Annotated in this window: 27 protein-coding genes; 7 read left to right on the plus strand and 20 right to left on the minus strand. The window is 53.2% G+C overall.

Going from position 1 to position 25,029, the window contains the following annotated elements; all coding sequences use genetic code 11:
- Positions 1-45: 45 nt before the first annotated feature.
- Together MKY58_RS16180 and MKY58_RS16185 are read right to left on the minus strand one after the other, a co-directional pair.
- Entirely contained in the window at positions 46-1,050 is a 1,005-nt protein-coding gene (locus tag MKY58_RS16180) for a serine hydrolase domain-containing protein (RefSeq protein WP_339321193.1), read from the minus strand.
- Between the two features lie 91 nt (positions 1,051-1,141).
- Entirely contained in the window at positions 1,142-1,693 is a 552-nt protein-coding gene (locus tag MKY58_RS16185) for a GNAT family protein (RefSeq protein ID WP_339321194.1), read from the minus strand.
- A gap of 114 nt (positions 1,694-1,807) precedes the next feature.
- On the opposite strand from MKY58_RS16185, the gene MKY58_RS16190 reads away from it, so the two are divergent.
- Positions 1,808-2,839, plus strand: coding sequence for an aromatic acid exporter family protein (locus MKY58_RS16190; RefSeq protein WP_339321195.1), 1,032 nt, complete (start codon positions 1,808-1,810; stop codon positions 2,837-2,839).
- On the opposite strand, the gene MKY58_RS16195 is transcribed toward MKY58_RS16190, so the two are convergent.
- From MKY58_RS16195 to MKY58_RS16260, 14 genes are all read right to left on the minus strand, one after another.
- Positions 2,797-3,432 (minus strand): nucleotidyltransferase family protein, encoded by a 636-nt coding sequence (locus tag MKY58_RS16195; RefSeq protein ID WP_339321196.1) that lies wholly within the window; start codon positions 3,430-3,432, stop codon positions 2,797-2,799. The genes MKY58_RS16190 and MKY58_RS16195 overlap by 43 nt on opposite strands.
- Complete coding sequence (locus MKY58_RS16200; protein ID WP_339321197.1) at positions 3,429-4,466, minus strand: XdhC family protein; 1,038 nt, start codon at positions 4,464-4,466, stop codon at positions 3,429-3,431. The genes MKY58_RS16195 and MKY58_RS16200 overlap by 4 nt, the downstream gene beginning before the upstream one ends.
- The gene (locus MKY58_RS16205) at positions 4,432-4,980 is read right to left on the minus strand and encodes a (2Fe-2S)-binding protein (RefSeq protein ID WP_339321198.1); all 549 of its coding nucleotides are present in this window, start codon (positions 4,978-4,980) and stop codon (positions 4,432-4,434) included. Before MKY58_RS16205 ends, MKY58_RS16200 begins: the two co-directional genes overlap by 35 nt.
- Positions 4,981-4,988: 8 nt before the next feature.
- Complete coding sequence (locus tag MKY58_RS16210) at positions 4,989-5,822, minus strand: FAD binding domain-containing protein (protein WP_339321199.1); 834 nt, start codon at positions 5,820-5,822, stop codon at positions 4,989-4,991.
- Positions 5,809-8,136, minus strand: coding sequence for a xanthine dehydrogenase family protein molybdopterin-binding subunit (locus tag MKY58_RS16215; protein ID WP_339321200.1), 2,328 nt, complete (start codon positions 8,134-8,136; stop codon positions 5,809-5,811). Before MKY58_RS16215 ends, MKY58_RS16210 begins: the two co-directional genes overlap by 14 nt.
- 130 nt (positions 8,137-8,266) lie before the next feature.
- Positions 8,267-8,701, minus strand: a complete 435-nt coding sequence (locus tag MKY58_RS16220) for a GNAT family N-acetyltransferase (protein ID WP_339321201.1) — start codon at positions 8,699-8,701, stop codon at positions 8,267-8,269.
- A gap of 74 nt (positions 8,702-8,775) precedes the next feature.
- The gene (locus MKY58_RS16225) at positions 8,776-9,324 is read right to left on the minus strand and encodes a 2'-5' RNA ligase family protein (RefSeq protein WP_339321202.1); all 549 of its coding nucleotides are present in this window, start codon (positions 9,322-9,324) and stop codon (positions 8,776-8,778) included.
- A gap of 24 nt (positions 9,325-9,348) precedes the next feature.
- On the minus strand, positions 9,349-9,750 hold the full coding sequence (locus MKY58_RS16230; protein WP_339321203.1) for a DUF6508 domain-containing protein: 402 nt from the start codon (positions 9,748-9,750) through the stop codon (positions 9,349-9,351).
- 51 nt (positions 9,751-9,801) lie between these two features.
- Positions 9,802-10,011: a hypothetical protein gene (locus MKY58_RS16235; protein WP_339321204.1), complete on the minus strand. Its 210-nt coding sequence runs from the start codon at positions 10,009-10,011 to the stop codon at positions 9,802-9,804.
- Positions 10,012-10,196: 185 nt separating this feature from the next.
- Entirely contained in the window at positions 10,197-10,493 is a 297-nt protein-coding gene (locus MKY58_RS16240) for a hypothetical protein (protein ID WP_339321205.1), read from the minus strand.
- The gene (locus MKY58_RS16245; RefSeq protein WP_339321206.1) at positions 10,490-11,074 is read right to left on the minus strand and encodes a GNAT family N-acetyltransferase; all 585 of its coding nucleotides are present in this window, start codon (positions 11,072-11,074) and stop codon (positions 10,490-10,492) included. The genes MKY58_RS16240 and MKY58_RS16245 overlap by 4 nt, the downstream gene beginning before the upstream one ends.
- 13 nt (positions 11,075-11,087) lie before the next feature.
- Complete coding sequence (locus tag MKY58_RS16250; protein WP_339321207.1) at positions 11,088-11,771, minus strand: HAD family hydrolase; 684 nt, start codon at positions 11,769-11,771, stop codon at positions 11,088-11,090.
- A gap of 28 nt (positions 11,772-11,799) precedes the next feature.
- A complete protein-coding gene (locus tag MKY58_RS16255) occupies positions 11,800-12,204 on the minus strand; it encodes a glyoxalase superfamily protein (RefSeq protein WP_339321208.1) in 405 nt (134 codons plus the stop codon).
- Positions 12,205-12,395: 191 nt separating this feature from the next.
- Positions 12,396-13,535, minus strand: a complete 1,140-nt coding sequence (locus tag MKY58_RS16260) for an MFS transporter (RefSeq protein ID WP_339325176.1) — start codon at positions 13,533-13,535, stop codon at positions 12,396-12,398.
- Between the two features lie 368 nt (positions 13,536-13,903).
- On the opposite strand from MKY58_RS16260, the gene MKY58_RS16265 reads away from it, so the two are divergent.
- Both MKY58_RS16265 and MKY58_RS16270 read left to right on the plus strand, forming a co-directional pair.
- Entirely contained in the window at positions 13,904-14,485 is a 582-nt protein-coding gene (locus MKY58_RS16265; protein WP_339325177.1) for a TetR/AcrR family transcriptional regulator, read from the plus strand.
- Positions 14,486-14,641: 156 nt separating this feature from the next.
- The gene (locus MKY58_RS16270; protein WP_339321209.1) at positions 14,642-15,559 is read left to right on the plus strand and encodes an aldo/keto reductase family oxidoreductase; all 918 of its coding nucleotides are present in this window, start codon (positions 14,642-14,644) and stop codon (positions 15,557-15,559) included.
- Between the two features lie 191 nt (positions 15,560-15,750).
- Here MKY58_RS16270 and MKY58_RS16275 read toward each other — a convergent pair whose 3' ends face one another.
- Complete coding sequence (locus tag MKY58_RS16275; RefSeq protein ID WP_339321210.1) at positions 15,751-16,323, minus strand: TetR/AcrR family transcriptional regulator; 573 nt, start codon at positions 16,321-16,323, stop codon at positions 15,751-15,753.
- Positions 16,324-16,628: 305 nt separating this feature from the next.
- Between MKY58_RS16275 and lpdA the strand changes: the two genes are divergently transcribed.
- Positions 16,629-18,002 carry a dihydrolipoyl dehydrogenase gene (gene lpdA, locus MKY58_RS16280; RefSeq protein ID WP_339321211.1) on the plus strand — a complete coding sequence of 458 codons (1,374 nt, stop codon included), beginning with the start codon at positions 16,629-16,631 and terminating at the stop codon, positions 18,000-18,002.
- Positions 18,003-18,155: 153 nt separating this feature from the next.
- Here lpdA and MKY58_RS16285 read toward each other — a convergent pair whose 3' ends face one another.
- Positions 18,156-19,583, minus strand: coding sequence for a PLP-dependent aminotransferase family protein (locus MKY58_RS16285; protein WP_339325178.1), 1,428 nt, complete (start codon positions 19,581-19,583; stop codon positions 18,156-18,158).
- Between the two features lie 113 nt (positions 19,584-19,696).
- Here MKY58_RS16285 and MKY58_RS16290 point away from each other — a divergent pair, with 113 nt between their 5' ends.
- Positions 19,697-20,632 carry an EamA family transporter gene (locus MKY58_RS16290; RefSeq protein ID WP_339321212.1) on the plus strand — a complete coding sequence of 312 codons (936 nt, stop codon included), beginning with the start codon at positions 19,697-19,699 and terminating at the stop codon, positions 20,630-20,632.
- A gap of 671 nt (positions 20,633-21,303) precedes the next feature.
- Entirely contained in the window at positions 21,304-21,795 is a 492-nt protein-coding gene (locus tag MKY58_RS16295) for a pyridoxamine 5'-phosphate oxidase family protein (RefSeq protein WP_339321213.1), read from the plus strand.
- 98 nt (positions 21,796-21,893) lie between these two features.
- Here MKY58_RS16295 and MKY58_RS16300 read toward each other — a convergent pair whose 3' ends face one another.
- The gene (locus MKY58_RS16300) at positions 21,894-22,184 is read right to left on the minus strand and encodes a YfzA family protein (RefSeq protein WP_339321214.1); all 291 of its coding nucleotides are present in this window, start codon (positions 22,182-22,184) and stop codon (positions 21,894-21,896) included.
- A 631-nt stretch (positions 22,185-22,815) separates the two neighbouring features.
- On the opposite strand from MKY58_RS16300, the gene MKY58_RS16305 reads away from it, so the two are divergent.
- Entirely contained in the window at positions 22,816-24,504 is a 1,689-nt protein-coding gene (locus MKY58_RS16305; protein WP_339325179.1) for an RICIN domain-containing protein, read from the plus strand.
- Positions 24,505-24,622: 118 nt separating this feature from the next.
- On the opposite strand, the gene MKY58_RS16310 is transcribed toward MKY58_RS16305, so the two are convergent.
- Positions 24,623-24,979 carry a helix-turn-helix domain-containing protein gene (locus MKY58_RS16310; RefSeq protein ID WP_339321215.1) on the minus strand — a complete coding sequence of 119 codons (357 nt, stop codon included), beginning with the start codon at positions 24,977-24,979 and terminating at the stop codon, positions 24,623-24,625.
- Positions 24,980-25,029: the final 50 nt, after the last annotated feature.

Here is a 25,029-nt window from a genome sequence, read left to right on the forward strand (position 1 = left end):
GAAAAATTGCGGTAAATCAAGAATCGGACTATCTCCCATCATCGTTCATGATCTTACAATGGACAACGCCGCCTCATGCAAAATCGGCCGCAGATGCCTCAATTCGTTATGCTCCCTGCCCAAGTGCACCCCGTTCGTCAAAAATACGACGGTCATCTCGTCAACCGGATTGATCCACATGCTCGTCCCGGTAAATCCCGTATGCCCAAAGCTGCCTTCCGGCCAATTCGGGCCGCATGACAGCCCTTCATCCGAGGCGCCCTGTACCTGCCATCCCAGCCCGCGTCCCTGAAAAACAGACTTCAAGCATGCATCCACCGTCTCCTTGGAAAGCAGCGAATAACGTTCAGGGTAAAGCCATATTTTCGCATACCGGGCCAAATCCTCCGCCGTCGAAAACAAGCCCGCGCTGCCAGCGACGCCCCCGAGGCGGTAGCAGGTTTCGTCATGCACTTCCCCGAGGATGTATTTTTGACCGTCCCACTCGGTTGGGGCGATCCGTCCCTGTAAGGTTTCCGGCGGGTTAAAATAACTGTCTTTCATGCCAAGCGGCTCAAAAACATGCTCCCTGGCCCATTCGTCCAGCGGCTGCTGCGTCAACCGGGAAACGATCCAGCCGATCAAAATCATGCCGATATCGCTGTAGTTCACACGCTCGCCGGGGCGGAATTCAAGCTCCAGCTCGAAAATTTGCCGGATGTCCAATGGTTTGTAACGATCCTTGAAATCCGGAACGCCGGAAGGCAATCCCGAAACGTGTTTTAGACAGTGCTCGATGGTCACATCCGGATGGCGAAACTCCGGGATATACATTTGGATCGGGTCCTGAAGCGAAACCCGCCCCGACTGGACCAGCGTCATGATCGCCGGCAGCGTCGCCACCACCTTCGTTAGCGAAGCCACGTCAAAAATCGTATCCCGCGAGGCTGTTCCGTAAGCGGCTTGCCACCTAAGCTTGTCTTTGACCTGAATGTCAATGACCGCGCCGGGTATTTTGTTCTCCGCCACCCAGCCTTCGATTAATTGATGCACGTTCTCGATTCCTTTCATATCGCCACCGTCTTCCATTCGAGATTCGAATCTTTTTGATCATGTCCATAAGCCGCGCATTCGGGGTATTAAAAACCCCTCTTACATATCATTAGGAACGCGCCCGAAATTCCTCTTCCAAAAGCGCCATCAAAATCATGTCATGAAACCGGCCATCAAAATAAAGCGCATCCCGCTTCACGCCTTCCCGGCTAAAACCCAGCTTCTCATACACATGAACGGCCCTGGGATTAAACGCATACACTCCGAGCTCGATCCGGTGCAGGTTCAAATCTTCAAAACCGTGCCTGAGCATCAACCGCATCGCTTCCGAACCGTACCCTCGATCGCTGTGCCGCCCGGAAACCATGATGCGTATGTTGGCGCAGCGATTGACCGGATCGATTTCGTTCAGAACGACCTCCCCGATCAATTCATCCGTTTCCTTTAAGGCGATCATCAAATCGACGCGATCCTCATGAACGCGGCCGATCTTTTGCAGCCATGCCGACGTGGATTCCTTGGTGAAACGCTCCTGCGTTCCGGTCAACCTCATCGCCTCAGGCTCCTGCAAAAGCCCGAAGTAAGCATCCAATTCGTTTTCCCGTACGGGTCGAAGCAGGATCCGGTCCCCAATCAATCGCGTTTCAAGCAGCCCTTCCATCCCTTATCCCCTCTCAGCTTGCAAAATGTACTTCAAAATAACGATGCCGGCGAATGATCGGCTTCCATCTGCGGCAACAATAACCTAAACAATTATAAAACGGAGTCCAGCCTAGTGAAAAGCAATTTAACGGATATCATTAATAATAATGGAACGGTATGGAAAATGCCGTTAGCTGCAGCGCTGTCATGGGAAGCCGCTAAATGGGCCGGGTCCAACCATCCTTACTTGGCCCCGCTGACGGCTATTTTATGTTTTCAAATTACGGTCAGCCAATCCCTGCATTTTGCCTGGCAGCGTATCATCGGAACGATCGCCGGCGTTGCGGCGACCGCATGCATCGCCCCTTATATCGGCTTAAGCGGATGGAGCATCGGGCTGTTGGTGCTGCTTGGGGCCGCCATCGTCAAGAGGCTGAACAGGGATCATGCCTTGACGGTCCAAATTGCGCTCAGCATTTTGCTGGTATTGTATTTTCAAAGCAAAATGCCGAGCTATCCGCTAGACCGCGTGCGCGATACCGTAGTGGGTGCCGTCGTTGCGGTTCTTATTCACGTGCTGTTGTTTCCTCCCGATTCCATCCAAACGGCCAAACAAAGTATGGCGCGTTTTGCGGAGCGTTTAACCCGCCAATTTTATCAAACGGCCGACTGGGTACGGCATGGCTGCCCGGCAAGCCAAGTAAAAATAGTAGAAGACGAACTGCAAACCATGTTTCAGGAACTGCATCAAGCGACCGTCGAAACGGACAAGGCGAACCAAAGTTTGCGTTACAACCCGCTTGCCTCCAAAAAAAGGACCGCCATGGACGAATTGACCCGGCAAATGGACCAGCTCCGATCGAGTTTTGCCAATCTGTCGGACATGGTCCGCATTTTCAAAAAATGGGCCGAAAGCGGCCGTTTTACGGAGGAAGACCGGCGGATATGGGCGGATCACTTGAACACGTTAGGCTCGCTCGTCAACGGTTGGAGGACCATGCTCGATGATCCCAAGCAGGCGACGTTCAAACCGGCCGAGGCCGCTTTGGCGATCAAAGCGCCTTCCCATTTGGCGAACGATCAGTACCTGCTTGCTTTGTACATGAACGCGGAACAAGTCGTTCAAGATTTCCATAGACACGTTTTTTTCAACAAAGACGCATAATCCATCCCGGTATCTACATCCAAAAACAAGTCGGGGTCGTCGAATTCGACGCAAATTCCCGGCCGATCCTCGCGAATCAGGCGCCTGGCTCCGACGTCTCCTTGCAGCGCAAGCAGATCCGGAAACATGCGATGGCTAAAAATGACCGGTGGTCTTGCCAGCCCATTCAGCCCTGCGGCTGCGTAAAGAATGCCGTCGTGACGCTGACGTTGATAACGATCGAGCAGTTCGTCGATCATCGCCGCCGTGATGAAAGGCTGGTCGGCCAGAAGTACCATCGCCGCTTCCGCTCCCGTCGACATGGCGGCACGTATGCCGCATCGCAGAGAGTTGGATTGCCCTAGACGGGCATCCGGGCAGCTGATCAAAGACCATCGCCGGCGGTTCCGGTCCTCGTAGAACGAGTGATCGATCCAATCCGCCTGCGTATTGCCGGAAACGACCCATACATGGTTCAAACCGGAAGCGAGTGCCGCAGCCAGCCCGTAATTCCCAAGACACATAGGCCCCAGCGGCAAACGAAGCTTATCGGAACCCATTCGCTCGCTGCGGCCTGCTGCCAGATATACACCGATTATACGGTTTTGTCTCATAAGCCGCTTCGGCGCTTTCTTTTTGCGTTATGAATCTGGATGATTTCCGCAAGCACGCTTACGGCAATTTCCTCCGGCCCCTCCGCCCCGATCGCGAGGCCTACGGGAGAGCGTACGTACGATGGGACAGCGGCGCCGTCAAACAATCGTTCCGTCCTTCGCTTCGGCCCCAACATGCCGAGATACACGGGCTCAAACCGGGACAGGAGGCGGATCAGCTCCATGTCCCTTCCAAAATGATGGGTCATCACCACAACATAATCGTTTGAAGTGATGCGAAGCGCTTCGACCGTTTCCTCCGGAAATCCAACGACGAGCTCTTCCGCATCCGGAAAAAAACGCCGGTCGCATAATGCCGGCCTCCAATCGGCAACGGCCACGGAAAACCCGGCGGCTGCGGCAAACGATGCAAGCGGCCTGGCATCCCGCCCCGCACCGAAAATGATCAATCTTCGTTTGGGTGAATACATATGGACGAATATGTTCTCATTCAGGGAAGGGAACGCCTTCATTCCGCTTTTTTCCATGCTGCCGGAAGACGCCATGCGGAACAATTCCTCGGGGACATCGCCCTTCCATTCACCAAACAGCTGGCGGTCGGCAGTAAAAAAGCCGTACCCGGAAATCGACCGGTCCGGATTGAAGGCTTTGATATGGATTACCCCGCAAGCCTGATCCAAATATCCCTTCAACGTACGCAGATGACCTGCGAAAACATCGTTGACGGGCTCCATCGCTACGTGAACGATTCCGCCGCATCCCGGCGTTTCGCCCCAGGATAAGGGATCAAAAGACTGCATATCGAAGGCGTAGACGCGGGATTCCCCCGTCTCCAGCATTTCCGGCACGCGTGCCGCCAGATCGGCTTCCAAACAGCCTGCGCTCAGCATCCCGATTTGCGATCCGTCTTCAACAAACAGCATGGACGCCCCTTCTTTTCGGTAGGCGCTTCCCTCCACATGGACGACAGTGGCCAGCACGCTTCGCCGGCCGCTGCGCTCAACGGCTTCCAGGATGTGGTGTATCTCCTCCAACCCCGTCCTCCTTCCCCTCGTTGCCGGTTGCCGGTTTCCCCTCGTTTTTCGAAGCAAGGGCCGCCCTGACCGCTTCATGGATTTCTTCATATGAGGTGCATCTGCAAATATTCGATTCGAGCCATATTCGGATGGTTTCTTCATCCGCTTCCGGATGGGCATCCAGCAGCCCTTGGCCGTTCATGATAAATCCGGGCGTGCAATAACCGCATTGGAACGCTTGCTTATGAACGAAGGCTTGCTGCATAGGGGAACCGGCCAAGCCTTCGATGGTGGTGATCTGTCGTCCCTCCGCTTCGACCGCAAGCATGATGCAGGATTTGAACGGCAGGCCTTCCATGAGGATCGTGCATGCCCCGCAATCCCCATTTTCGCAGCCGGGTTTGGAACCGGTTAATCCGAGGTGGTCCCGAAGGGCATTCAGCAAGGTTTCCGCCGCCCGGACTCTCACCGTCCTTTTTTCGCCGTTAACCCGCAGTTCGATCGGATAAACACTCGGAACGTTCATGTCCATTTGCAAGCTCACCTTCCTTCCAATGAAACCAGAGCTTCTTCGATCGTTTGTTTCAGCACGAACTGCCGGTATGCAGCGGATCCTTCCGCATTCGACAGGACCTGAGCCGGCAGCTGTTGGATGGCCAGCTCCGCCTTTTCATCGGGACGCAGCGTCGGATCGTTCAACGCCTGCTCGATTGCGGGAGACCGGAAAGGGAAAGCGCAAACGCCGCTGTACGCAGTACGAATGAATCCGTCTATCTTTAGGGCAGCCAACGTGACGAGAGGGTAAGCGACGTTCCCGATCAGACGTTTTTTGACATGATAATACGGCAAAGATACGTACTTGCGATCTGTAATGATCTGCATAAGGAACTCTCCGGGCTTCAATTGGATTTGTCCCGCGAACGCTTCGTGGATTGAAACCTCCCGCTTCCCCTCCGGTCCTCCGATGACCATGCGGCTGTCTGCCAGCAATAAAGGAAGCACGGCCTCACGGTAATGGATTTTTCCGCAGATGTTTCCTCCGAGCGTGATTTTGTTTCGCGAAGTTTGGTCGGCGACGCCTTGCGACGCCGCGCTGAGCAGCGGAAACGGATTGGCCGCGGACAATGCCGATAACGTGACGCAGGAACCGATCACCAACCGGTCCTTATCGAATTCAAGTATGCCGCATTCCGGAATGGACTTTAGATCCACAACCGCTTGAGGTTGAATGGAATTTCTTCGGGCCATCGTAATGATTTCCGTTCCGCCCGAATAATACATCGGTTTTTTTTCCCGCGAATGCAGCTTCATGTATAACTCCGCAGCCTCCGTGGCGGAAGCCGGCCGATAATAATCGAAATCAAACGGAATCATGGACCGCCCTCCAGATTCTTTCCGGCGTTAAGGGGAGCCGGTTTAATTCGACGCCGGCAGCGGCCGACAAGGCGCTCGCCAAGGCGGCAGGCATGCCGATCACGCCATGCTCGCCGATGCCGCGCAGTCCGTAAGGCGCTTCCAGATGCGGCGTTTCGACGAAATCAACAAAATACGACGGCTGCTCCCCGTACCGAATCAGCTTATAGGTTCGAAACTGCGTATCTAATATTACGCCGCGATCGTTGAACAGAAATGTTTCCCTGCTGGCCAAACTAAGGCCCATGCTCATGCCCCCCGTCAGTTGGCCGCGCGCGAACGCCGGATTGATCACCTTGCCGGCATCGATGACCGTAGCCGCTTTGACGATCCGGTAGGTAAAGTCTCTCGTGTTGAATTCCACTTCGACCGCCTGGGCACCGACGGTCCATTCCGGCCCAGGATTTCCCCTTCCCGTCTCCGGATCGAGCTCGGTAATTCCGCGCATCGTGTAACTTCCGCGGCCGATGACCTGGCTGCCGACGATCCGTCCGTCCGGAAGTTTGTAGCCGTGGGCAATCGCATCGATGCCGATCCCGTCGGCCGGGTTATCCTTGCAGTAGACCCTTCCCCCGCCCACTTCCAATCTGTCCCCCGGGCAATTCAAAACGGAGGAAGCCGTACGCTTCAGCTGGGCAATCGCATCGTCGGCCGCCGTCATGAGCGCGTTCCCGACCAGAAAGGTGCTTCGGCTTGCGACCGTTTTCCAAAGCTCGGGATCGGATTCGGTACGGACATCGGTTGCGATATGAATCCTGCCCTCATCCATTTTCAGCCGTTCGGCCAGCATTTGCGTGAGCGCCGTGCGGGTGCCCTGACCGATCTCCACCGCTCCGCACAGCACGTTTACGCTGCCATCCGCGTTAAAAATGACGACGGCTCCCGCCCCCGCGTCTGCCGGCGTATTTGAATTTTTCCAAAAACAGGACACCCCTGTCGCCTGCACGATATGGCCGTTCGATTTCACGCGGCTCCTCTCATCCCACTGGACGATGTCGTGCAGCTTGGCAATGCATTTGGGCAAATCGCCCACATTGCTTCGATTGAGCAGCGTTTGCGTCGGCGTCGTATCGCCAGGCCCGATCGCGTTATGGAAACGAAACTCAAGCGGGTCCATTTGCGCTTTTTCGGCCAAGGCATCCATGGCCCTTTCCATCGCGAAGGTCAGCTCCAAGTGCCCGAATCCCCGAAACGAAGTTGAATAAGGATGATTGGTGTACATGCATAACGAGTCGCAATGAAGGTTGTCGATGCGGTACGGGCCCGAGCAATCGGTGGCTCCGGCCCGGCTCATGATTACGCCCCGGTCCGAATAGGCGCCGCCGTCGAACAAATGCAAAATGTCGGCGGCGGCGATTTTGCCGTCCCGGGTACAGCCCAGCCGAACCCTGGATTCGAGGCCGATATGAACCGGGGACGAAACCATATCCGTTTCCCTCGCATTGAGAAGTTTTACGGGTCTTCCTCCGACCGCCCTGGACGCCAAAAAGGCGAGAAACTCCAATTGCACGGCAGCTTTTCCGCCGTATGCGCCTCCGACCAACGGGGTGTGGACCTGAACCTTTTGAAGAGGGACGTGAAAATAATGGCTGATCTGCTTTCGGATGATATAGGGAGATTGCGAAGCGGAATGAATGATGACGTTGCCGTCCGGCCGGATTTCGGCGATGCTGCACCTCGTTTCCATGGCGGCATGGTCCGACTGCGGCAAACGGACAAAAACTTCGACGGTATGGGCGCATTGCTTCCAGCCCTCCGCAAGATTGCCTTTACGGATTTTGGTGCGGTTGGCGACGTTCGTGCCGGGTTCGGGATAAACCTCTTCTTCTCCATGGTAAGTTGCGAGACGTTCGTGGATAAGCGGGGCGTCTTTTTGGTAGGCTTGGCTTGGGGAATGTACGACGGGCAGAGGTTCATATTCGGCTTTAATCCGCAAAGCGGCCATTTGGGCGACATATTCCGAGTCGGCGACGACCAAAGCAACCGGCTCGCCGTAATATCTGACTTTGTCGATGGCGATCGGCGGCCGGTCTTCGAGCGGAGACCCGGTCAACACCGGAAAATGCCGCCCCGTCACTACCGCTCGTACGCCGGGAATGCTTAAGGCCTGCGAGGTATCGACCGAGATGATTTTGGCATGGGCATGGGGACTGACCGCCAGTTTCGCATACAACATCCCCGGTTTTGCAATATCGTTCACATAGCGGGCCGTTCCGGTCGCTTTTTGCCATGATTCCTTTCTCGGAACGGTTTTTCCGATTGCTGAACCGCTCATGGCTCCCCTCCTTGGACCTTGAATGGGCGTATAAATTCATTTTCCACAGCTATGTATATGGGAAACGAGTGGCCGATATATCTAAATGATTGGGGGATGTTCCTTTCCGGATGCGGTGCCAGAAGGGGTGCTACAGCAGTTTCCTGAATCCTTCGACCTGTTCGTCGCGGTAACCGAGCTTCTCGTAAAACCGGTGCGCTTCCTTGCGCTGTTCTCCGGACACAAAAATGATATATCCACAATCATGGTCCCTCGCGATTTGCTCAATGGCTTCCATCAGCTTCTTTCCGATGCCCTGCCTGCGAATGCGGCTTGAAACGATGACGTTTTCGATGACCATAAACGGTTTGCAGCTTCCGACAAAGTCGAGGCATATAATCCCCATCAGCGATCCGGCGAGCTCTCCTTCATGGAATGCGCCCAAAATATGATAGTTTCCGCTGCTTTCGGCGTTTCGGAAAACCTGAAGCATCCTGTCCCCGTTCGTCGGAATTCCCATCAGTTCTTCGTAGAGCCGGGCAAGCGCCGGAAGATCGGATTCGGCAATGTGTCTAATGTTTGTCATGATGTCGTCCCTGCTTTCTGTCTTTTGTTTTTTGTTTTCGTAAAATCTTGCTTGTCTTCTTCCTACATTAAGAATCATATCAACAGCTTCGTCAACATAGCGGCGCAATCCGTGCAGCGGTTATTTAGGTATTTCAGTTTGATCAGGGACACGTCCCGAATCTCGGCGATAAATGTTTGGATGCTGCCCGTGCAATAGAGCAAGGCTTCCGGAAGTTTCCGTTCATCAAGCCTGCTTGCGATCGTGCAATGCGGCACCCATGCGTTAGGCGCGTAGAGCGAATTGGCTTCGTCCGCATACCGGCTGAAATATTGATGATGTTCGGCGTGAAATTCCAGCAGCTCGGCGTCCGGATTGGGGGCCAGAAAAAGCGTCCCCGACCCGATAAACGTCCCCAGCATGCCGAAGCTTAACGAAAAGCCCGCCCTTGCGTCGTAAAAACGATCAAACATTTCCATGAACTCGGCCTCATCCAGATTCGAATAATCTGCAAGCGTCAAATGCGGCCGCCGGTTCGGGACCTCATCCACGTACCCCGAGATGCCCCGATCACGTATTTCTACCCAGATCCGTTTCAGTGCTTGTTCCGTCTTTTGATCGAAGTGAAGAACGACGGCGTACATATCGGATTCGCACCTTTCCCTGGCCTACTCCTGCATCTCTTCCCGAAGCATTTTCAGCCTTTTTAGAATTTGCGTTATTTTGCCGTTTTCGATGACGCGGATCAGCACGCCTTCGGTGTAACGGTCCCCGCGAACATAACTCGTGACGAGTTTTCTTAACGTCTCCAGATCCGCATGCCGGATATGGTCCTCGATGTTCCGGTCGATATCTCGATAGATTTCATGCTCCGCGACCCACGAACTCCAATCAAAAACCATCATAAATCCCGTGCCGGACAACTCCTGCAAAAAATTCCGGACAACCTCCGTTTCGCAGCGGTCATGGCCGGAGGTCGTACCCGGGACGGAACCGTGCTTTTGGAAAATTTCCAGGTACGGAAGCAGCCGATCCATCTCTTTTGCCGTTATAAGGGCATCGTACGCCATCATCCACCTTCTTCATATTCGTCCTCCTGTAAAAAAGCCAGCAAAGCCAACTTACTGATTCCATACGGTGTACATCAACCAGGCCACAAGCAGGTATACCGGGATCGACAGCATAACGGCAAGCCATCTTCGCTTCCTTTGGATCAAAATGGCCGAAGCTGCGAATAAAAGAGGAAAAACGAGTCCCCATAATTGAAACCGCGGCGTCGCAGCCAAATATAAAGCTAATGGAAGCAGCAGCACCGCAGACAGGTAAAGCAAAACACTTTTCCGAAAAATAAGGCCGATCACGGAAAGGATTACCGTAGCGAAAATGATCATCCAAAAAAAGTTGAAGAAGACCACTGGCTTGCGCTCCATTCTTAACAGAATTTGCCTTTCTGCTCAGCTTGCCTGCCATTCTATCCAATGTGCATCCGCGTTGCCATCGTTAAAAGGCTTATGGCTTAATCCCTGTTTGATTTTTTGCTCCGGAAAATGGAGATGCTGCCGAATCCGCTAATCACCGCAATATAGAATCCGACATCATACCACCAACCCGAATTATAAATTTCATATACCCTAATATCGGGTTTAAACAATCCTATAATTAATGAAATAGGCGCGATCCACCCATGCCAGATTCCCCAGAAAAAACCTGCGGCATGCTGGGGCGTATTTGTGCCGTCTCCGGGGACGCAGCCTGTTAGAAGCGAAATTGCGGCAAACACCAACAAAAGCGCGAATACGTATTTCTTTTTCATTTCCATCCCCCTTCGTGAGCCCTGGCGTTCGCTTCATGAATGACGGCATAAAGCTTCAAATCTTCGAACTTGCCTTTTACGAGTATATTTTTTCGTAAGACCCCCTCGAATTCCAATCCGCATTTTTCCATCACCCGGCTGGAGCCAATGTTAGACAGATGACACCGGGCTTCGATCCGCACCAATTGCATCGCCTCGAATCCGAAGCGGATGATTCTTCCCGCTGCTTCGCTCATCAAACCTTTGTTCCAATACGCCCTGGAAAGCGCATAAGCCAATTCGGCCCTTGCATGCTTGGGATGCCAATACACAAAACCGACCGTGCCGATGACGGCGCCGGTTTCCTTGTCTTCGATCCCCCATGGCGCGATATCGTTTTGTTCGTACAACCCGAGAACACGATCGACGTACTGGATGGAATCCTCGATTGTCTGATGCGAATACCAGGTGGTGTATTTCGAAATTTCTTCGTCGGAACAGTAGGCGAACACGTCGCCGACGTCGTTTGCCGTCAATTTCCTTAAAATCAGCCGCTCGGTTTCCAATACCGGGTTGCCGGGGTTTTGCGGTTGCGGGTGCATGCTCATCACCTTTCTACGCTTTGTCGATCAACGCGATGATTTCATCCAGGCTGTCGATCCGATGCTCAGGTTCGTCCAGATCGCGATGCCAATCCATAAATCCTCTCAGCCAAACGGCCTTTAAACCGGCGCTCTTTGCGCCGAAAACATCGTTCCGCGGATGGTCGCCGACATACCAGCTATTCTCCGGTTTGGCTTCCAGTCGGCTTAAGGCCAGCTCAAATATGCGTTTATCCGGTTTATGGAACCCCGCTTCGCCCGATACGATCACAACGTCGAAATATTCCCGGATTTGCGCCTTGTCGATTTTGGCATGCTGCGCATGCGGCGAACCGTTGGTGATCAGGCCGAGTTTAATGTTTTTCCGTTTCAGTCGCTCCAAAACGTTCAAGGTTCCGTCCATCAGAACGGTATAATTGTAAAATTCGGCGAACCAATGGTTGAGCAGCTCTTCGGCGGTCGTATCCGGATTTTTCAGCGGGAAAGCGGCCAGGCACTCCTGAACCATTTCCCGTTTGTCCCGGTAGCCGTCCCGATCCGACACCCGCATGAATTCGATGAATTCTTCTTTTTGCCGGGCATCCCGGACGGATGCGAACCGGTCGATAAAATGCTCGGAATAAGCGCGAAAAGCAAGCTTCCGGTTAATCAACGTGTTGTCGAGGTCAAAAATAACGGCTTCCGTTTTCATGGGCATGTTCCTTTCCATCTTCATTCGGCTGCGTTCAAGCGCCTACGAAGGGCTCCTGAATATCGGCAATCTTCGGTTCCACAGGCTCGTAAAACGCGATTTTATTGCCGAACGGATCGATCACGCAGCACTCCAGGGTGTGCCACGGCGTTTTCTCCAAACCGGGCCTGGAGTAACGATACTGCTTGCCGATCAGCTGCCGATGGAAGGCTTCGATGCCTTTCATTTCGACGCGGATGGCGGCTCCCGGGCTGCAATCCCCGTAATGCTCGCTAAGATGGATGGTTGCTTGATGCAAGGAGATTTGCGCATACAGCGGCAGGTTCGGTTCGAACCGGTGCTCCCAATCCAGCTTGAAACCGAGGTAATCGATATAAAATTCTTTGGCTTTCCTTTCATCGAATATGCGGAAAATCGGAATGATTCCTTGGGCTTGCACGCCAACCGCCTCCTAAATCTTTCGATCTGCAAATCACTCTATGTCATCATTGGTTGAATTTATTCTACCAACAAACCACAATTTTCTAAATATCTCAAATTAAATCGGTGGTTGCCAATTTCATTTGTCTCTTCCATGAAAAATCCCCGCCGGTCTAAATGAATCATTCATGGCGGGGACTGCTTCCGCGCTTAGCCCCGGCGGGTGCAAGCCCAAAACAACAGCGCCAGCGCGCTTACGGACGCACCCAGCGTGCAAACCCCGGTCCATCCAAAACAGGAATACACCGCCGTGGAAGCAATGGATCCGGCGGCGCTGCCGATCGAATAAAAAATCATATATCCGGCGGTCAACCGGCTTCTTGCTTCGGGGCGCACGTTAAAAATCAAGCTTTGGTTCGTGACGTGCACCGCCTGAACGGCCATGTCCAGGAGAAGGATGCCAAACACCAATAAAAGCAGGGAACGATGGAGCAAACCGATCGGCAGCCACGACAGCAGCAGGAGGGCAAGCGCGATGCCGGTCGTTTTTTGGCCAAATCCCATGTCGGCCCAGCGGCCTGCCCTTGCCGCCGCAAGCGCCCCTGCGGCCCCTGCGAGCCCGAACGAGCCGATGGCCGAATGGGAAAGGGACAGCGGCGGACGGCTAAGCGGGAGGACGAGCGAAGTCCACAGAATGCTGAACGAAGCAAAAATAAGCAGCGCCAACATCGCGCGAATGCGCAAAATCCTCTCCTGCATAAACAAGGCGAGCACCGATTGCAGCAGCTGCACGTAGTTTAGCCGCGGTTGATCCCGATGTTCGCGGGGCAGCGAGCGCAGCAGAATGCAGGCCACGAAGAACAGCATCACGGCCGAAGACAGGTAAACGGAGCGCCAACCGGCAATATCGGTTAACGTCCCGGCAAAGGTACGGGCGAGCAAAATGCCGATGACCACGCCGCTCGTCACCAAACCGACGATTTGTCCGCGTTCGGAAGGTGCCGCCAAACTCGAAGCATACGCAACCAGCGTTTGCGTCACGACGGCAAGCAGCCCGACCACGGCCAACCCGGCGAACAAAACGGCGGTGCTGCTTGCCGTACCGGCCACGATCAAAGCGAGCACGGACAACAGCATCATGCCCGGGATGAGTTTTCGCCGATTCCGCAGGTCCCCCAGCGGGACAAGCAGAAACAATCCGAGCGCGTAACAAAGCTGGGTTACCGTGATGACGATGCCGACGGAAGAATGCGGAAGTCCGAATTCGCGGGCCAAAGCATCCAGCAGCGGCTGGGCGTAATAAATGTTGGCGACGGATAACCCGCAGGCCACGGCAAACAGCAAAGCCATCCGGCGCGAGAACGAAAATGCAGGCCTCTTTCCTCCCTCACCTTCCCCGCCATGTTCGCGGATTTGCGCGGCTGGGGCTTCCATTGGTTTTTCAAAAACCTCTGTGTTCATCAAATGCCTCCTTTATTTTATACCGAAAAGTATATTATACCGATCAGTATGTTATGATGAGCTTACAATAACCTCCTTTTAAGTAAACTGTCAAGAGAAGGAGGACCAACAAATGGACGGATGAAATCGGGAAAAGCAGTTCTGTAGAAGGTTATTAGCGCTTTTCGTCTCTGTCTGGACAGGCAAGTCTTTTGACATTTCAGCATCAGATCGGCTACAATCATTTTATACTAAACGATATGAAATGGGGTGTCATTATGGTTCGGCAGCGGGAATTTGATGTGGACAAGGCATTGGACGCGGCCATGCAGCTGTTTTGGGAAAAGGGGTACGAAGCGACCTCGTTAAGCGATTTGACTTCGGCCATGGGAATCCAGCGGCCAAGCATCTATTCCACGTTCGGGGATAAAAAGGAGCTTTTCGAAGCGGCTTTGCGAAGGTATACTTCAGCCCATGCCGCCGGTATCCGCGCGAAGCTGCAGCATCATCCGTCGGTGAAGGAAGCGTTCCGCGTTTTTTTTGAAGGATTGGTGGAAGAAGAATATGCGGGGACAGGCAACCGGGGCTGCTTCTGCATCAATACGATGGTCGAGCTGGCGCCGCATGACGCCAAGTTCGAAATCCTTACCAGGGAGCACGAAATGTATCTGGCGGCGATTTTTCAGGAGACGATTGAAAAGGGGCTTCGTTCAGGCGAACTTCAAGCCGGGCTCGATGCCAAAGCCTTGGCTCAAACGCTGGTCGTTTCGTTGATTGGGCTGACCGTCATCATGAAAGCCCGCCCGGAGCGCGCATTTGTCGAACATTCCGTCGAAACGATGCTCTCGCTGATAAAATAAACTTGAATCCTTTCCGGGTACGTGCAAAAATGAATTGGAGACTGTCTGCTTTGCTTATCCATCAAGCGTAAACGCATACAAGACCGCAAACTCCCGGCGGCAGCGCCGCCGCGGAGCAGAAACATCATTCCATTATGAGTCTGGAGGACAGCATTCATGAAAACGATTAAGCTTGGAAGCAGCACGTTGGAAGTCCCTGTCGTTGCTGTCGGCTGCATGCGCATCAATTCCCTCGACAAAAACGGCGCGGAGCGTTTCGTGCAAACGGCGCTGGAATTGGGCGCGAATTTCTTCGACCATGCCGACATTTACGGCGGCGGCGCCTGCGAGGAAATTTTTGCGGACGCCATACATATGAACAGCGATATCCGCGAAAATATCATTTTGCAATCCAAATGCGGCATCCGTCCAGGGATGTTCGATTTTTCCAAAGAGCATATTTTAAATTCGGTCGACGGCATTTTGAAGCGGTTGAAAACCGATTATTTGGATGTTTTGCTGCTGCACCGTCCGGATGCGCTCGTGGAACCGGAAGAGGTCGCCGAGGCGTTCGATCAGCTGGAAAGCTCCGGCAAAGTGCGCCACTTCGGCGTATCGAACCAAAATCCGATGCAGATCCAGCTGCTGAAAAAAGCGGTGAAACAGCCGATCGTCGCCAACCAATTGCAGCTCAGCATCACAAATGCGACGATGATCTCCAGCGGCATCAACGTCAACATGGAAAACGAATCGGCCGTCAACCGCGACGGAAGCGTTCTCGATTTCTGCCGTTTGCACGACATTACGATTCAGCCTTGGTCTCCGTTCCAATACGGATTTTTCGAAGGGGTATTCCTCGGCAACGACAAATTCCCTGAGCTGAACCAAAAAATCGATGAAATCGCCGCCAAATACGGCGTCACCAGCACCACGATCGCCATCGCCTGGCTGCTGCGCCATCCGGCCAACATGCAGCCGGTCATCGGCACGATGAATCTCGAACGCTTGAAGGATTGCATCAAAGCAAGCGAAATTACGTTGTCTCGCGAAGAGTGGTATGAAATTTACCGCGCGGCCGGAAATATTCTGCCGTAAACCGCGAAAGGGCATTCGCCAGCAATGTTCCATACCGAAAAAAGGGGCGCCGGTCGTTCAAACGACCCGGGCCCCTTTTTTATTTGATGAGCCAAAGCTCCGCTTCTTCCCTCGTTTCAAAAACCCGAAACGCGTTGCCGTATCGATGGCAGTATCAGAACACCAGGCCGTTTGGGCTTGTGCTGGATGCCTTACATTTGCTGATCAATCAGACGTTTGGCGGCGCCGAGGAAATGATCCGGAACATACGCAGCCCGCTCCAAATATGCCGACATCATGGCTCCGTTATATAACATCAGCAGCTGGGCGGAAAGCGTTTCAGGATCTTGGGCTCCGGCCCGTTCGGCCAATTCCCGCAGCCGACGGCGCATCTCCAGATGGTATGTCGCAATCGGCTGTTGGGTCGGGTGGTTTTCGTCGGGAAATTCCACGGCCGTATTCAGGAACGGACATCCGCGGTAACCCGGCTGCTCGCTTCTTGCGCCCAAGCTGTCCACCACGTCGTATAGCTGATGCAGCGGCGCGTCGGGATGCCGCCGTTTCGCCTCTTCGAACGGTTTCATCAGCTCTTCGTTGCATCTTTCCAAATAAGCCACGACCAGATCGTCTTTGGTCGCGAAATTCCGGTAAAAGCTCGCTTTCGCCACGCCGGATTCCTCGATGATCCGATCGATGCCGACGGCCCTCACGCCTTCCCTGTAAAACAGTTTGATGGCCGTGCGCAAAATCCGCTCTTTAGCCGTTTCTTTTTTCTGCATATTCATTGCTGCCCCCTTCCTTCCGGCATCCAACCCGTTGACATGATACAGATCTGTCTGTATGATAATCGTGAATACGGTACAGACCTGTCTCATTCATTTTAAAAAAAGTCCCGTCTTCCGTCAATCTCGACGCCATGGTTGGAGCGAGGCGCGCACGACCCCAGAAACATCGGGCGAAAGGCGCGTTACACGCGTCCGCTTTTCCCAGCCCCATTACGCTTGACGCCGGTTCCGGATGCCGTCCGAGACCGCGGCTGGCGGATCGTGATTTGGAAACAAAAAAAATACGGCCAAAGCAGGTGAACGTTGTGAACATTGCAAACGAAACAAAAGAGTTCGACGTCTTGGTGATCGGTTCGGGTCCGGGCGGATACACCGCCGCCAAACGGGCGGCGGAAGCCGGTCTTCGCGTCGCCGTCGCGGAACGGGAGCGGATCGGGGGCGTGTGCACCAACGTCGGGTGCATCCCGTCCAAAGTTCTGATCTCCGAAGCCCATCGCTTTGAAATCGGCGGCCGGTCGAACCTGGTTTTTGCGGAAGTGCAAGCCTTTAAGGAAGCGGTCGTCCAGAAGCAATCGGGCGGCGTCGGTTTTTTGCTGAAAAACAAATACACGGAGACGTTTCGCGGCGAAGCCCGTTTGCTCAGCGATCATGAAGCGATCATCGATCAAGGCGGGACGTCGACCCGCATCCGGTTTGAATACTGCATTCTCGCCACCGGCTCCCGTCCAATCGAGCTGCCGGCATTCCCTTTCGGGGGAAGGATCCTGTCCTCGACGGAAGCGCTGGGGCTGCAGCAGGTGCCTGAAAGCCTTATCGTCATCGGCGGCGGATATATCGGCATCGAACTGGGGCAAACCTTCGCCAAGTTTGGATCCAAAGTCACCATTCTGGAAGGCGGCGATCAGATCCTTCCCGGATTCGAAGCCGAGTTGACCCGTCCGGTGGCCAAAAAGCTGCAGGCAAATCAGGTCGACATCTTTACCGGGGCCATCGCCGAACGGGTCGAGCAGCAACCTGACCGGGTAACCGTTCATTTCAAGGAAAACGGAAACCCGCGCCAAGCGACGGCCCAATACGTGCTCGTCACGGTCGGCCGCCGTCCGAACACGGACGGGAATTTGGGGCTTGATCGGGCGGGCGTCAAACTCGCGGAACGCGGGCTGATCCCGGTGGACGAACAAGGCCGGACCAACGTCCCCCACATTTTTGCCATCGGGGATATCGTCGCCGGTCCCGCCTTGGCGCATAAAGCTTATTACGAGGCAAAAGTAGCCGTGGAAGCGCTGAAGCATCATCATGCGAAGGTGGACTACCGGGCGCTGCCGCTTGTGGTCTTTTCCGATCCCGAAGTCGCAAGCGTCGGTTGGAGCGAAACGGATGCCAGAGCACGCGGCACGGAAGTCGTCACGGGAAGAGCCTCCTATGCCATCAACGGCAGGGCTTTGGCGCTGCGGGCCGCCGAGGGGTTCGTTAAAATCGTGGCGGAAAAAGAAACGGAGCGAATCATCGGCGCGCAAATCGTCGGCGCGGAAGCCTCCAATCTGATTGCCGAGCTGGCGCTGGCCATCGAAATGAGCGCCACCCTCGAAGATATCGCGCTTACGATCCATGCCCATCCGACCTTGGGAGAAATCGCGATGGAAGCGGCCGAAGCCGCTATTGCCAAAAGACGCAAATAAGCAAGCTTCCCGTTTTTTGCGCCAGACGAAGCATCCGGGGAAGACAAGGGGAAGCACCGAAATGAGACATAGCAGACAAAAAAAAGCCTCATTCAAGTTCACGAGCTTGAACGAGGCTTTTGGCCTTTCCCGAGAAGTAATATGGAACCTCCGCTATTTTTCTCCGGACAGCTCCTTGTACAGCCCCACAAACCGCCGGACGCCTTCCCGCAGCTGCCGTTCGTTCAAAAACGAATAACTCATGCGGATCCAAGGCTTCAGTTCCCGGAGCGGATCGCAAATCGAGCCTGGGACGAAAGTGATGGAACGTTCCCTGCTCGTCACAAGCAGCTCCTCCATCGGGGTCGATTCCGGCAGTTGGACCCATAGATTAAAGCCCCCTTCGGGGCTTCTCCACTCCCAGCCCGTTCCGGCCAGCTCTTCCTCCATGATGTCCTTGCGGACCGCCAGCGCCGTCCGAAGCTTCTCCAAATGCCGCTGCATCCGCTCCGAAAAGAAATAATGCAAAAAGATCTTTTGGTTCAGGAGCGGCGTGCCGCTGTCCGACAGCGATTTGGCCTTGATCAAATAGTTCATCAATCCCGGCCTGCAGGCCACCGTCGCGATGCTCAGGCCCGGGGCGACGTATTTGCTGAAGCTGCGGATATAGATCGTATATCCCGAAGTATCGTAAGCAAAAAACGGCGGCGGGGGTTCATTGCCGAAATAGATGTCCGGGCAAGGATCGTCTTCGATCAGCAGGCATTGATGTTCGGCCGCGAGATCCACCAGTCGCTTCCGCTGCTCCGCAGGCACGGTGTATCCCGTCGGGTTTTGAAAGGTCGGATTGATATAAAAAAGGCGCGGTTTGTATAGGCGCATGAATTCTTCGACCTGATCCAGCCGATAGCCGTCCGGGTAAATCTCAACGGGGACGATCCGCGCCCCTTGCCTTCTGAACACATCGATCGCCGGACTGTAAGTCGGCCTTTCGAGCAGCACGGCGTCCCGCGGCTTAACCAATACCCGGGCGATCAGGTCGATGGCCTCCTGCGAACCGCAGGTGATCAGGAGCTCGTCCGGGGTGAGGTCGAACCGGTACCGGCCGGCGAAATAGCGGCACAACGCTTCCCTCAGCTCCGCGTCCCCCTGCGTGGTCGCATACGTGCCCAGCACTTTGGGATACAGATCGAACACTTTTTTTACGTATTCGGAAAAATATCGGTTCGGCAGCAGGTTCGGGTCGATCAACGCTTTGGAAAATTGATACGCGGCCTCCACCTGGTGGATTTCGGAGAGATGGCTTTCATGAACGTAAGCCGAAACGATCGGGTCCTGCTGTGCAGCAGGGGGCAGCAGACTGCCCGGTTGAACATAATAACCGGATTTATCCTTTACGTATACTTTATGGTTTTGCTTCAGCCATTGGTAAGCTTTGAATACGGTTAGCCGGTGCACGCCGAATTCGGCCGCAAGCGCGCGAACCGAAGGGAGTTTATCATGCGCCTTCCATTCCCCGCGCCGGATCCGATCCAAAAGATAGTCGTACACTTGTTCAAAAAGTTTATCCGAATGAACATCGGAAAGGACCTCTCTTTTCAGATGACTCCCCCCTTTCCTTCGATTATAACCTAAATGTCCGCCATCTGTTCTACTCGATTCCATCTGTTCTGTTCCACTCCTTTTATGATAAAGCCATACAAGGAGGAATGGACATGATATTCGTCAATTATTTGCTGATGTGTCTCGTATTCGGGACGACCTTTCTGGCAATCAAAGTCGGGATCGATGCAGGAGCGCCGCCTTTTTTCTCTGCGGGTCTCCGTTTTCTTTTGGCAGGAAGCATTCTTTTCGCATTCATGGTCATCAAACGAAAAGCCTCGTTCTCCCTGCTGCTTCGCAAGGAGATGTTTTTGACGGGAATGGCGCTGACCTTCGGCACGTTCGCCACCCTGTATTGGGCGGAACAGCATTTAAGCTCCGGGATTGCCGCCATCCTGTCGGCAACGGCCCCGCTTATGGTCCTGCTGCTCCAATCGGCCCTGGCCCGGCAGCGCCTTTCCGTTCACGCCTTGGCCGGCTGCCTCATCGGGTCGGTGGGCGTCGTGTTGCTGCTGCTGCCCGGCCTGACGGTCAACTTCAGCAGACTGTGGGTGATCGGATGTATCTCGGTTTTGGTGGGCCAAGTTTTTTACTCGGCCGGTACCGTCTATTCGCGCCGTGTCGTAAAACGGTTTGAGGATACGTCCCCCATCGCTTTGAACGCGGCCCAGATGATGTATGGCGGAGGAATGCTTTTGCTGTTGGCCTTGTTCGTCGAACCGATCGATATCGGTCCATGGCTTGCGCCAAAAGCCGCGTTATCGCTGCTTTATTTGATCTTCGCCGGCTCCATGACGGCCCATACGATTTTCTACTGGCTCATCGCCAAAACGAACCCCGTATTCCCGTCCACCTGGCTTTACGTGTCGCCGCTTATCGCCCTTTGCCTTGGTGCCGCGTTATACGGCGAGCCCATATCCGTTTTGTCGGTCATCGGCGGAATTACGATTGTCGCCGGCATTGTCGCCGTCAATCTGGATTCGCTAAAAACGCTTTTGTCCAAAGGCAGGCCGCAGCGCAACAAAGCCGGCGAATCCAAAGCAGTATAACGAAAAAACCCGGAAGTTCTGAAGGAAGAGCTTTCGGGTTTTTAAACAGAAATCGTCTAACCCCATTGGCGACCCCGTGACGGGAGGCGCGGTTGCACAAAAATTCTTTAAAATAAACAGTGGATATGGTCATATGAAACTTTTAATGAAAAACTATAGCAGCCAACCCGTTACTGTTACGCTGACACACAATGCTACTGGATTTATATATTTTGTTGAAGAAATATAAAGGAAACGACCAAATAACATGGAAAAATTTTGAAGAAGGTTTCGACCAAGGCATGCGTAGTGGAGAATATACGCTTCAATAGAGTGGCGGCGGTACTCCCGTTAATGGAGAATTTATTGGAAAAACGGGTTCAGCCATTTCCGATGTTCGAAAGTAATTCAAGTTTTGCTGTTGATTTCATCGAAAAATTCGTGTGTCAGGACTGGGAATTAAACTCCCGGCCCTCTTTTGTCGTAAGCCGTTCTCTTAGGCCCTGTCCGCGCCTTGCCGCGAGCACCGTTTTGGCCCCACTCCGGGCGAGGATCCTGGCGGTGGGTTACATATATGCTTGTGCATAAGAGGATTCAAATCAGAAGTTGATGCAATCAAAAACCCCTTGGTTTGGCAGCGTGTAAATAAGTGTAATACTAATAAATAAACACACTAGGAAAAGGTGAACAAAATGACAAATTCAACTCCGGACAACCAAGAAGCGATCGAGAAAATACGTGAATTGATGAAAGGCATCGACACGGCCATGCTGACGACCGTCTCGGAAGAAGGGCTGGTTTCGCGCCCCATGAAAACCCAGGACATCGAATTCGACGGCGACCTGTGGTTCCTGACCAAGAAAGATACCGACAAATTCCATGAGCTGCTGCAAAACCGGCAGGTCAACGTTGCCTACGCCGGCAAGTCCTTCGTCTCCATCCGCGGTGAAGCTGAGCTAGTGAACAGCACCGAAAAGCTGAAAGAATTGTGGAACCCCGTTTACGAACAGCTGCTGGAAACGAACGTTGACGATCCTAATCTTGTTCTCATCAAGGTCCAAGCCGAAGCGGCCGAGTACTGGGATGCCGGCAACAAGTTCAAAATGGCCAGGTTCCTGTTCCGCAGACTGATGGGGAAAAGCGGCGAAGGCACCAATATGAATCGAACGGTGGAATTGGATTAGGATAAAAAAACGGACGCCGGTTAAGAACCAGCGTCCGTTTTTATTTTCAGATCACAGTGCATTGACATCGGCAGGACTCAACTCATCTTGGCTGATCCTTAGCGAGAAAAAACCTTTTTGATCACACTTAGTATTCCAGGAACAAGAAAAAAGACGCCAAAAAAGACAGTGAGTAAATTATATTGGGGCGTTTCGTAGAAATGAAACCATTCCGTGAAAATAGGAGTGTCAAGAATCCTTCCAAGTATCGTTCCATCCGTATTCCTGTATTTAAGGATCCAACCTGTTGCTTCAGAGGTAATAAAGAATATTTGTGATAATACAAATACGCCAATAGAAGACACCCAATATCTTCTCAGAAATGGTACAGTCGTTTGTTTCCGAACCAAAATAATCTCATCCTTATCTAGTACTATTGTCTATATATAATAAATACGGATATTTAAGAAATTAAGTTTCAAAATTCATGTATTATATTGTCGTAAAAATACTTAAATTGCAGAATGCCCGAGGAACGAGGAACAACCATATGTCGCTTCAATCGCGAATCGCTGCTCTCCGGTTACTTTCCGGACTCGGAACATCAAACAAAATTTTTCGATTTGCTGAGAGACGCTTCTGTTTAGGGACGCCATTTTGATTCAGAAAATCATGCGTCAGCACCGAATCGATATCGCCGAGTATCAGGATGTAACCGCATATTTGGGTGAAGAAGCCCGGGAGATGTATCTGTAAGGCAATTGCTTGTTCCATTAGCATGAATGAGGAGCTGCCAGACATTCAGGCGGTGCGCTTGTTCATGCTGTTTTTTTGTTGCTGTATACCTCTCACTATTGCCGGCTTCAGCCATACGCTACCCTATAAATCACTAAAATGCACTATAATTTGGCAGGTTGTCTTCTTTCTTCCCCTGGCATACACTCTTTTTTGAAAACGCATTCATTACATCGTACTCCGTGATTTCGTACCGGCATTATTTTGCGTAATCCAAAAAAAAAGGAGATGAATCTTGTGAAGAAAATGAGATGGACCATCAAGCTTTTGCTGGCTCTGGTCATGGTGGTGCCCACGCTCATGGACAGCCAGCGCGCTGATGCATGGACCGGCATGCCCATGTCCAAGCTCCACGTAAGCGGCAACCAACTGGTGAACAGCAGCGGACAGCCCGTCCTGCTAAGCGGTTGGCATCAGCCCTCGGGCTCCTATTGGACCTACCAGTCCAGCAAGTACTACCTGGATCGGAACGGAGGGAACCGGCATGCGGCAATTTTGGAGTACTTGAAGGATATCACCGATACCTTTACCGATACCTCTGCCAAATACGGCAGCAGCCACGGCTGGTACATGAACCAGGTCCGGCTGTTTATCGACCGGGAAGACATGGGCGACGTGGCCGCCGGGACGTATAATTTTGCCGGTTTGCAGAGCGTTACGCAAAACGTCATCATTCCGTATCTTGCCTATGCCAAGACAAAGGGGCTGTATGTCACGCTGGGGCTCGATTTTACCCTTTCGAACAACCAGGCGACCACCCCATCCAATCTGAACAAGTTCAACGAAATCTGGGGTTACCTTGCCTCCCAACCGGCGATCAAAAGCGCGGACAACGTGATGTTCGAACTGATCAATGAACCGGTCCTGTCCGATGTCAACGGGCAATGGGGCGGAAATCCCTCTCAACCCAATTTCGCCGATTATTGGAACTCCCTTAAAAAATTCCAAAACTCCATCATATCCACCATACGCAGTAAAGGTGCCGACAACGTGATATGGGCGGCGGGGCTTGGCTGGGATCAATACTACCAGCTGTGCGCGTCCAGTCCGCTGACGGATCCCTTGAACAATATCGGGTATTCCGTCCACTGGTACCCAGGGTACGGTGCCCATGACGATTATGCGACTTTGCAGCAGCAGTGGGATACGAATATTAAGCCCTGCGCCGATCATTATCCCATCAACATTACGGAGACCACCTGGTTCAAGACGCAGCCCGGCGATTCCTCCTACTGGGAGCTGTTCAACGGGTCCAATGAAGGTTTCGGCAAAAACACGAAGGCCATATTCACAGCGGCTGGCAATGTCAGCATGACCGCCCATATGAACGGATTTTTGCTGGAGCCCGGCCCAAGAAGTTCTTTTGCTGATCCGACCGCAGGCCTCAAATATGACGGCAATACCGCACGGGACGGCATGGCCCGTTTTCTCTTCGAATGGTATTATGAACGGGCGCAGTTGAATCCTTGGAACGGGATCTGGAACGGGGTTTTGTCCGGCTCGACCTATAAGATCCTGAACCGCGCTTCGGGCAAAGCGATTGACGTGCCGGGTGGTCAGAATACCAGCGGGCTGCAGCTTCAGCAGTGGTCAGACAACAATGCAACAGCCCAGCAATGGGTTGCCGATGATCTGGGGACTTACAACAACGTGTACAGGCTGCGAAGCGTAAGCTCGGCCGACCAAAAAGTCATGGATATCCGGAACGGCACGAAGAACAACGGCGAAGCGGTCCAACTCATGCAGAACTTGGGAAATACCGCACAGCAGTTCAGATTGATCAAACTGAGCAACGGTTACTGGAGCATCCTGAATGTGAACAGCAACAAGGCCGTTGAGGTTGCCGGAGCCTCCTCCGCGGATGGAGCGAAGCTTCAGCAAAATCTCTACCGGGGCAATCCGAACCAGCAATGGCAGCTGGTGAAAATCAATTAGTGCTTGATACCGAATATCCTGATGATGTTTCACTAAAAAACGAGCGCGGGCCTTCATCGGCCAACGCTCGTTTTTGAGATGCGCCCGGAACGCCGAATCTGCTGGTAAGATCTTCCCCTCATTCCGAACAGGAACACCTCCAATCACGCAGATTCATATACTTCTCGCCCCACTCATCCAATTGATCCAATATCGATTTCAGCGACTTTCCCAGCTCGCTCAGTTCGTAGACAACTTTCGGCGGAACCTGATTGTAAGACGTTCTCGTTACGATGCCGTCTTCCTCCAGCTCCTTGAGCTGCTGGATCAGCATTTTTTGCGTAATCTCGGGAATCGCCTTTTTTAATTCGCTCGTTCTTTGCGGTCCGTCCCCACAGTTCAAATGGCATAAAATCAACAGCTTCCATTTTCCCCCGATCACCTGAAGCGTCGCCTCTGCGGGTATGTTAAACGTCCGTGCGGTCTGCATTTCCATGGGCTGCCCCCCTCCTGTCGATTCCGATGAACGATTACTTTCCGGTGAGT

This window comes from Paenibacillus sp. FSL W8-0194, from assembly GCF_037969745.1.
GTDB classification, from domain to species: domain Bacteria; phylum Bacillota; class Bacilli; order Paenibacillales; family Paenibacillaceae; genus Paenibacillus_AQ; species Paenibacillus_AQ cookii.

Excerpts from the sequence above, each read along its gene's own strand:
- MKY58_RS16250 (WP_339321207.1), bottom strand. The coding sequence starts at position 11,771 with ATGCCCATGAAAACGGAAGCCGTTATTTTTGACCTCGACAACACGTTG.
- MKY58_RS16240 (WP_339321205.1), bottom strand. The coding sequence starts at position 10,493 with ATGAAAAAGAAATACGTATTCGCGCTTTTGTTGGTGTTTGCCGCAATT.
- MKY58_RS16215 (WP_339321200.1), bottom strand. The coding sequence starts at position 8,136 with ATGAGCGGTTCAGCAATCGGAAAAACCGTTCCGAGAAAGGAATCATGG.
- MKY58_RS16310 (WP_339321215.1), bottom strand. The coding sequence starts at position 24,979 with ATGGAAATGCAGACCGCACGGACGTTTAACATACCCGCAGAGGCGACG.
- MKY58_RS16260 (WP_339325176.1), bottom strand. The coding sequence starts at position 13,535 with ATGGCTTTGCTGTTTGCCGTGGCCTGCGGGTTATCCGTCGCCAACATT.
- MKY58_RS16195 (WP_339321196.1), bottom strand. The coding sequence starts at position 3,432 with ATGAGACAAAACCGTATAATCGGTGTATATCTGGCAGCAGGCCGCAGC.
- MKY58_RS16265 (WP_339325177.1), top strand. The coding sequence starts at position 13,904 with ATGGTTCGGCAGCGGGAATTTGATGTGGACAAGGCATTGGACGCGGCC.
- MKY58_RS16305 (WP_339325179.1), top strand. The coding sequence starts at position 22,816 with ATGAGATGGACCATCAAGCTTTTGCTGGCTCTGGTCATGGTGGTGCCC.
- MKY58_RS16185 (WP_339321194.1), bottom strand. The coding sequence starts at position 1,693 with ATGGAAGGGCTGCTTGAAACGCGATTGATTGGGGACCGGATCCTGCTT.
- MKY58_RS16275 (WP_339321210.1), bottom strand. The coding sequence starts at position 16,323 with ATGAATATGCAGAAAAAAGAAACGGCTAAAGAGCGGATTTTGCGCACG.
- MKY58_RS16210 (WP_339321199.1), bottom strand. The coding sequence starts at position 5,822 with ATGATTCCGTTTGATTTCGATTATTATCGGCCGGCTTCCGCCACGGAG.
- MKY58_RS16180 (WP_339321193.1), bottom strand. The coding sequence starts at position 1,050 with ATGAAAGGAATCGAGAACGTGCATCAATTAATCGAAGGCTGGGTGGCG.
- MKY58_RS16245 (WP_339321206.1), bottom strand. The coding sequence starts at position 11,074 with ATGCACCCGCAACCGCAAAACCCCGGCAACCCGGTATTGGAAACCGAG.
- MKY58_RS16220 (WP_339321201.1), bottom strand. The coding sequence starts at position 8,701 with ATGACAAACATTAGACACATTGCCGAATCCGATCTTCCGGCGCTTGCC.
- MKY58_RS16225 (WP_339321202.1), bottom strand. The coding sequence starts at position 9,324 with ATGTACGCCGTCGTTCTTCACTTCGATCAAAAGACGGAACAAGCACTG.
- MKY58_RS16290 (WP_339321212.1), top strand. The coding sequence starts at position 19,697 with ATGATATTCGTCAATTATTTGCTGATGTGTCTCGTATTCGGGACGACC.
- MKY58_RS16270 (WP_339321209.1), top strand. The coding sequence starts at position 14,642 with ATGAAAACGATTAAGCTTGGAAGCAGCACGTTGGAAGTCCCTGTCGTT.
- MKY58_RS16230 (WP_339321203.1), bottom strand. The coding sequence starts at position 9,750 with ATGGCGTACGATGCCCTTATAACGGCAAAAGAGATGGATCGGCTGCTT.
- MKY58_RS16205 (WP_339321198.1), bottom strand. The coding sequence starts at position 4,980 with ATGGACATGAACGTTCCGAGTGTTTATCCGATCGAACTGCGGGTTAAC.
- MKY58_RS16295 (WP_339321213.1), top strand. The coding sequence starts at position 21,304 with ATGACAAATTCAACTCCGGACAACCAAGAAGCGATCGAGAAAATACGT.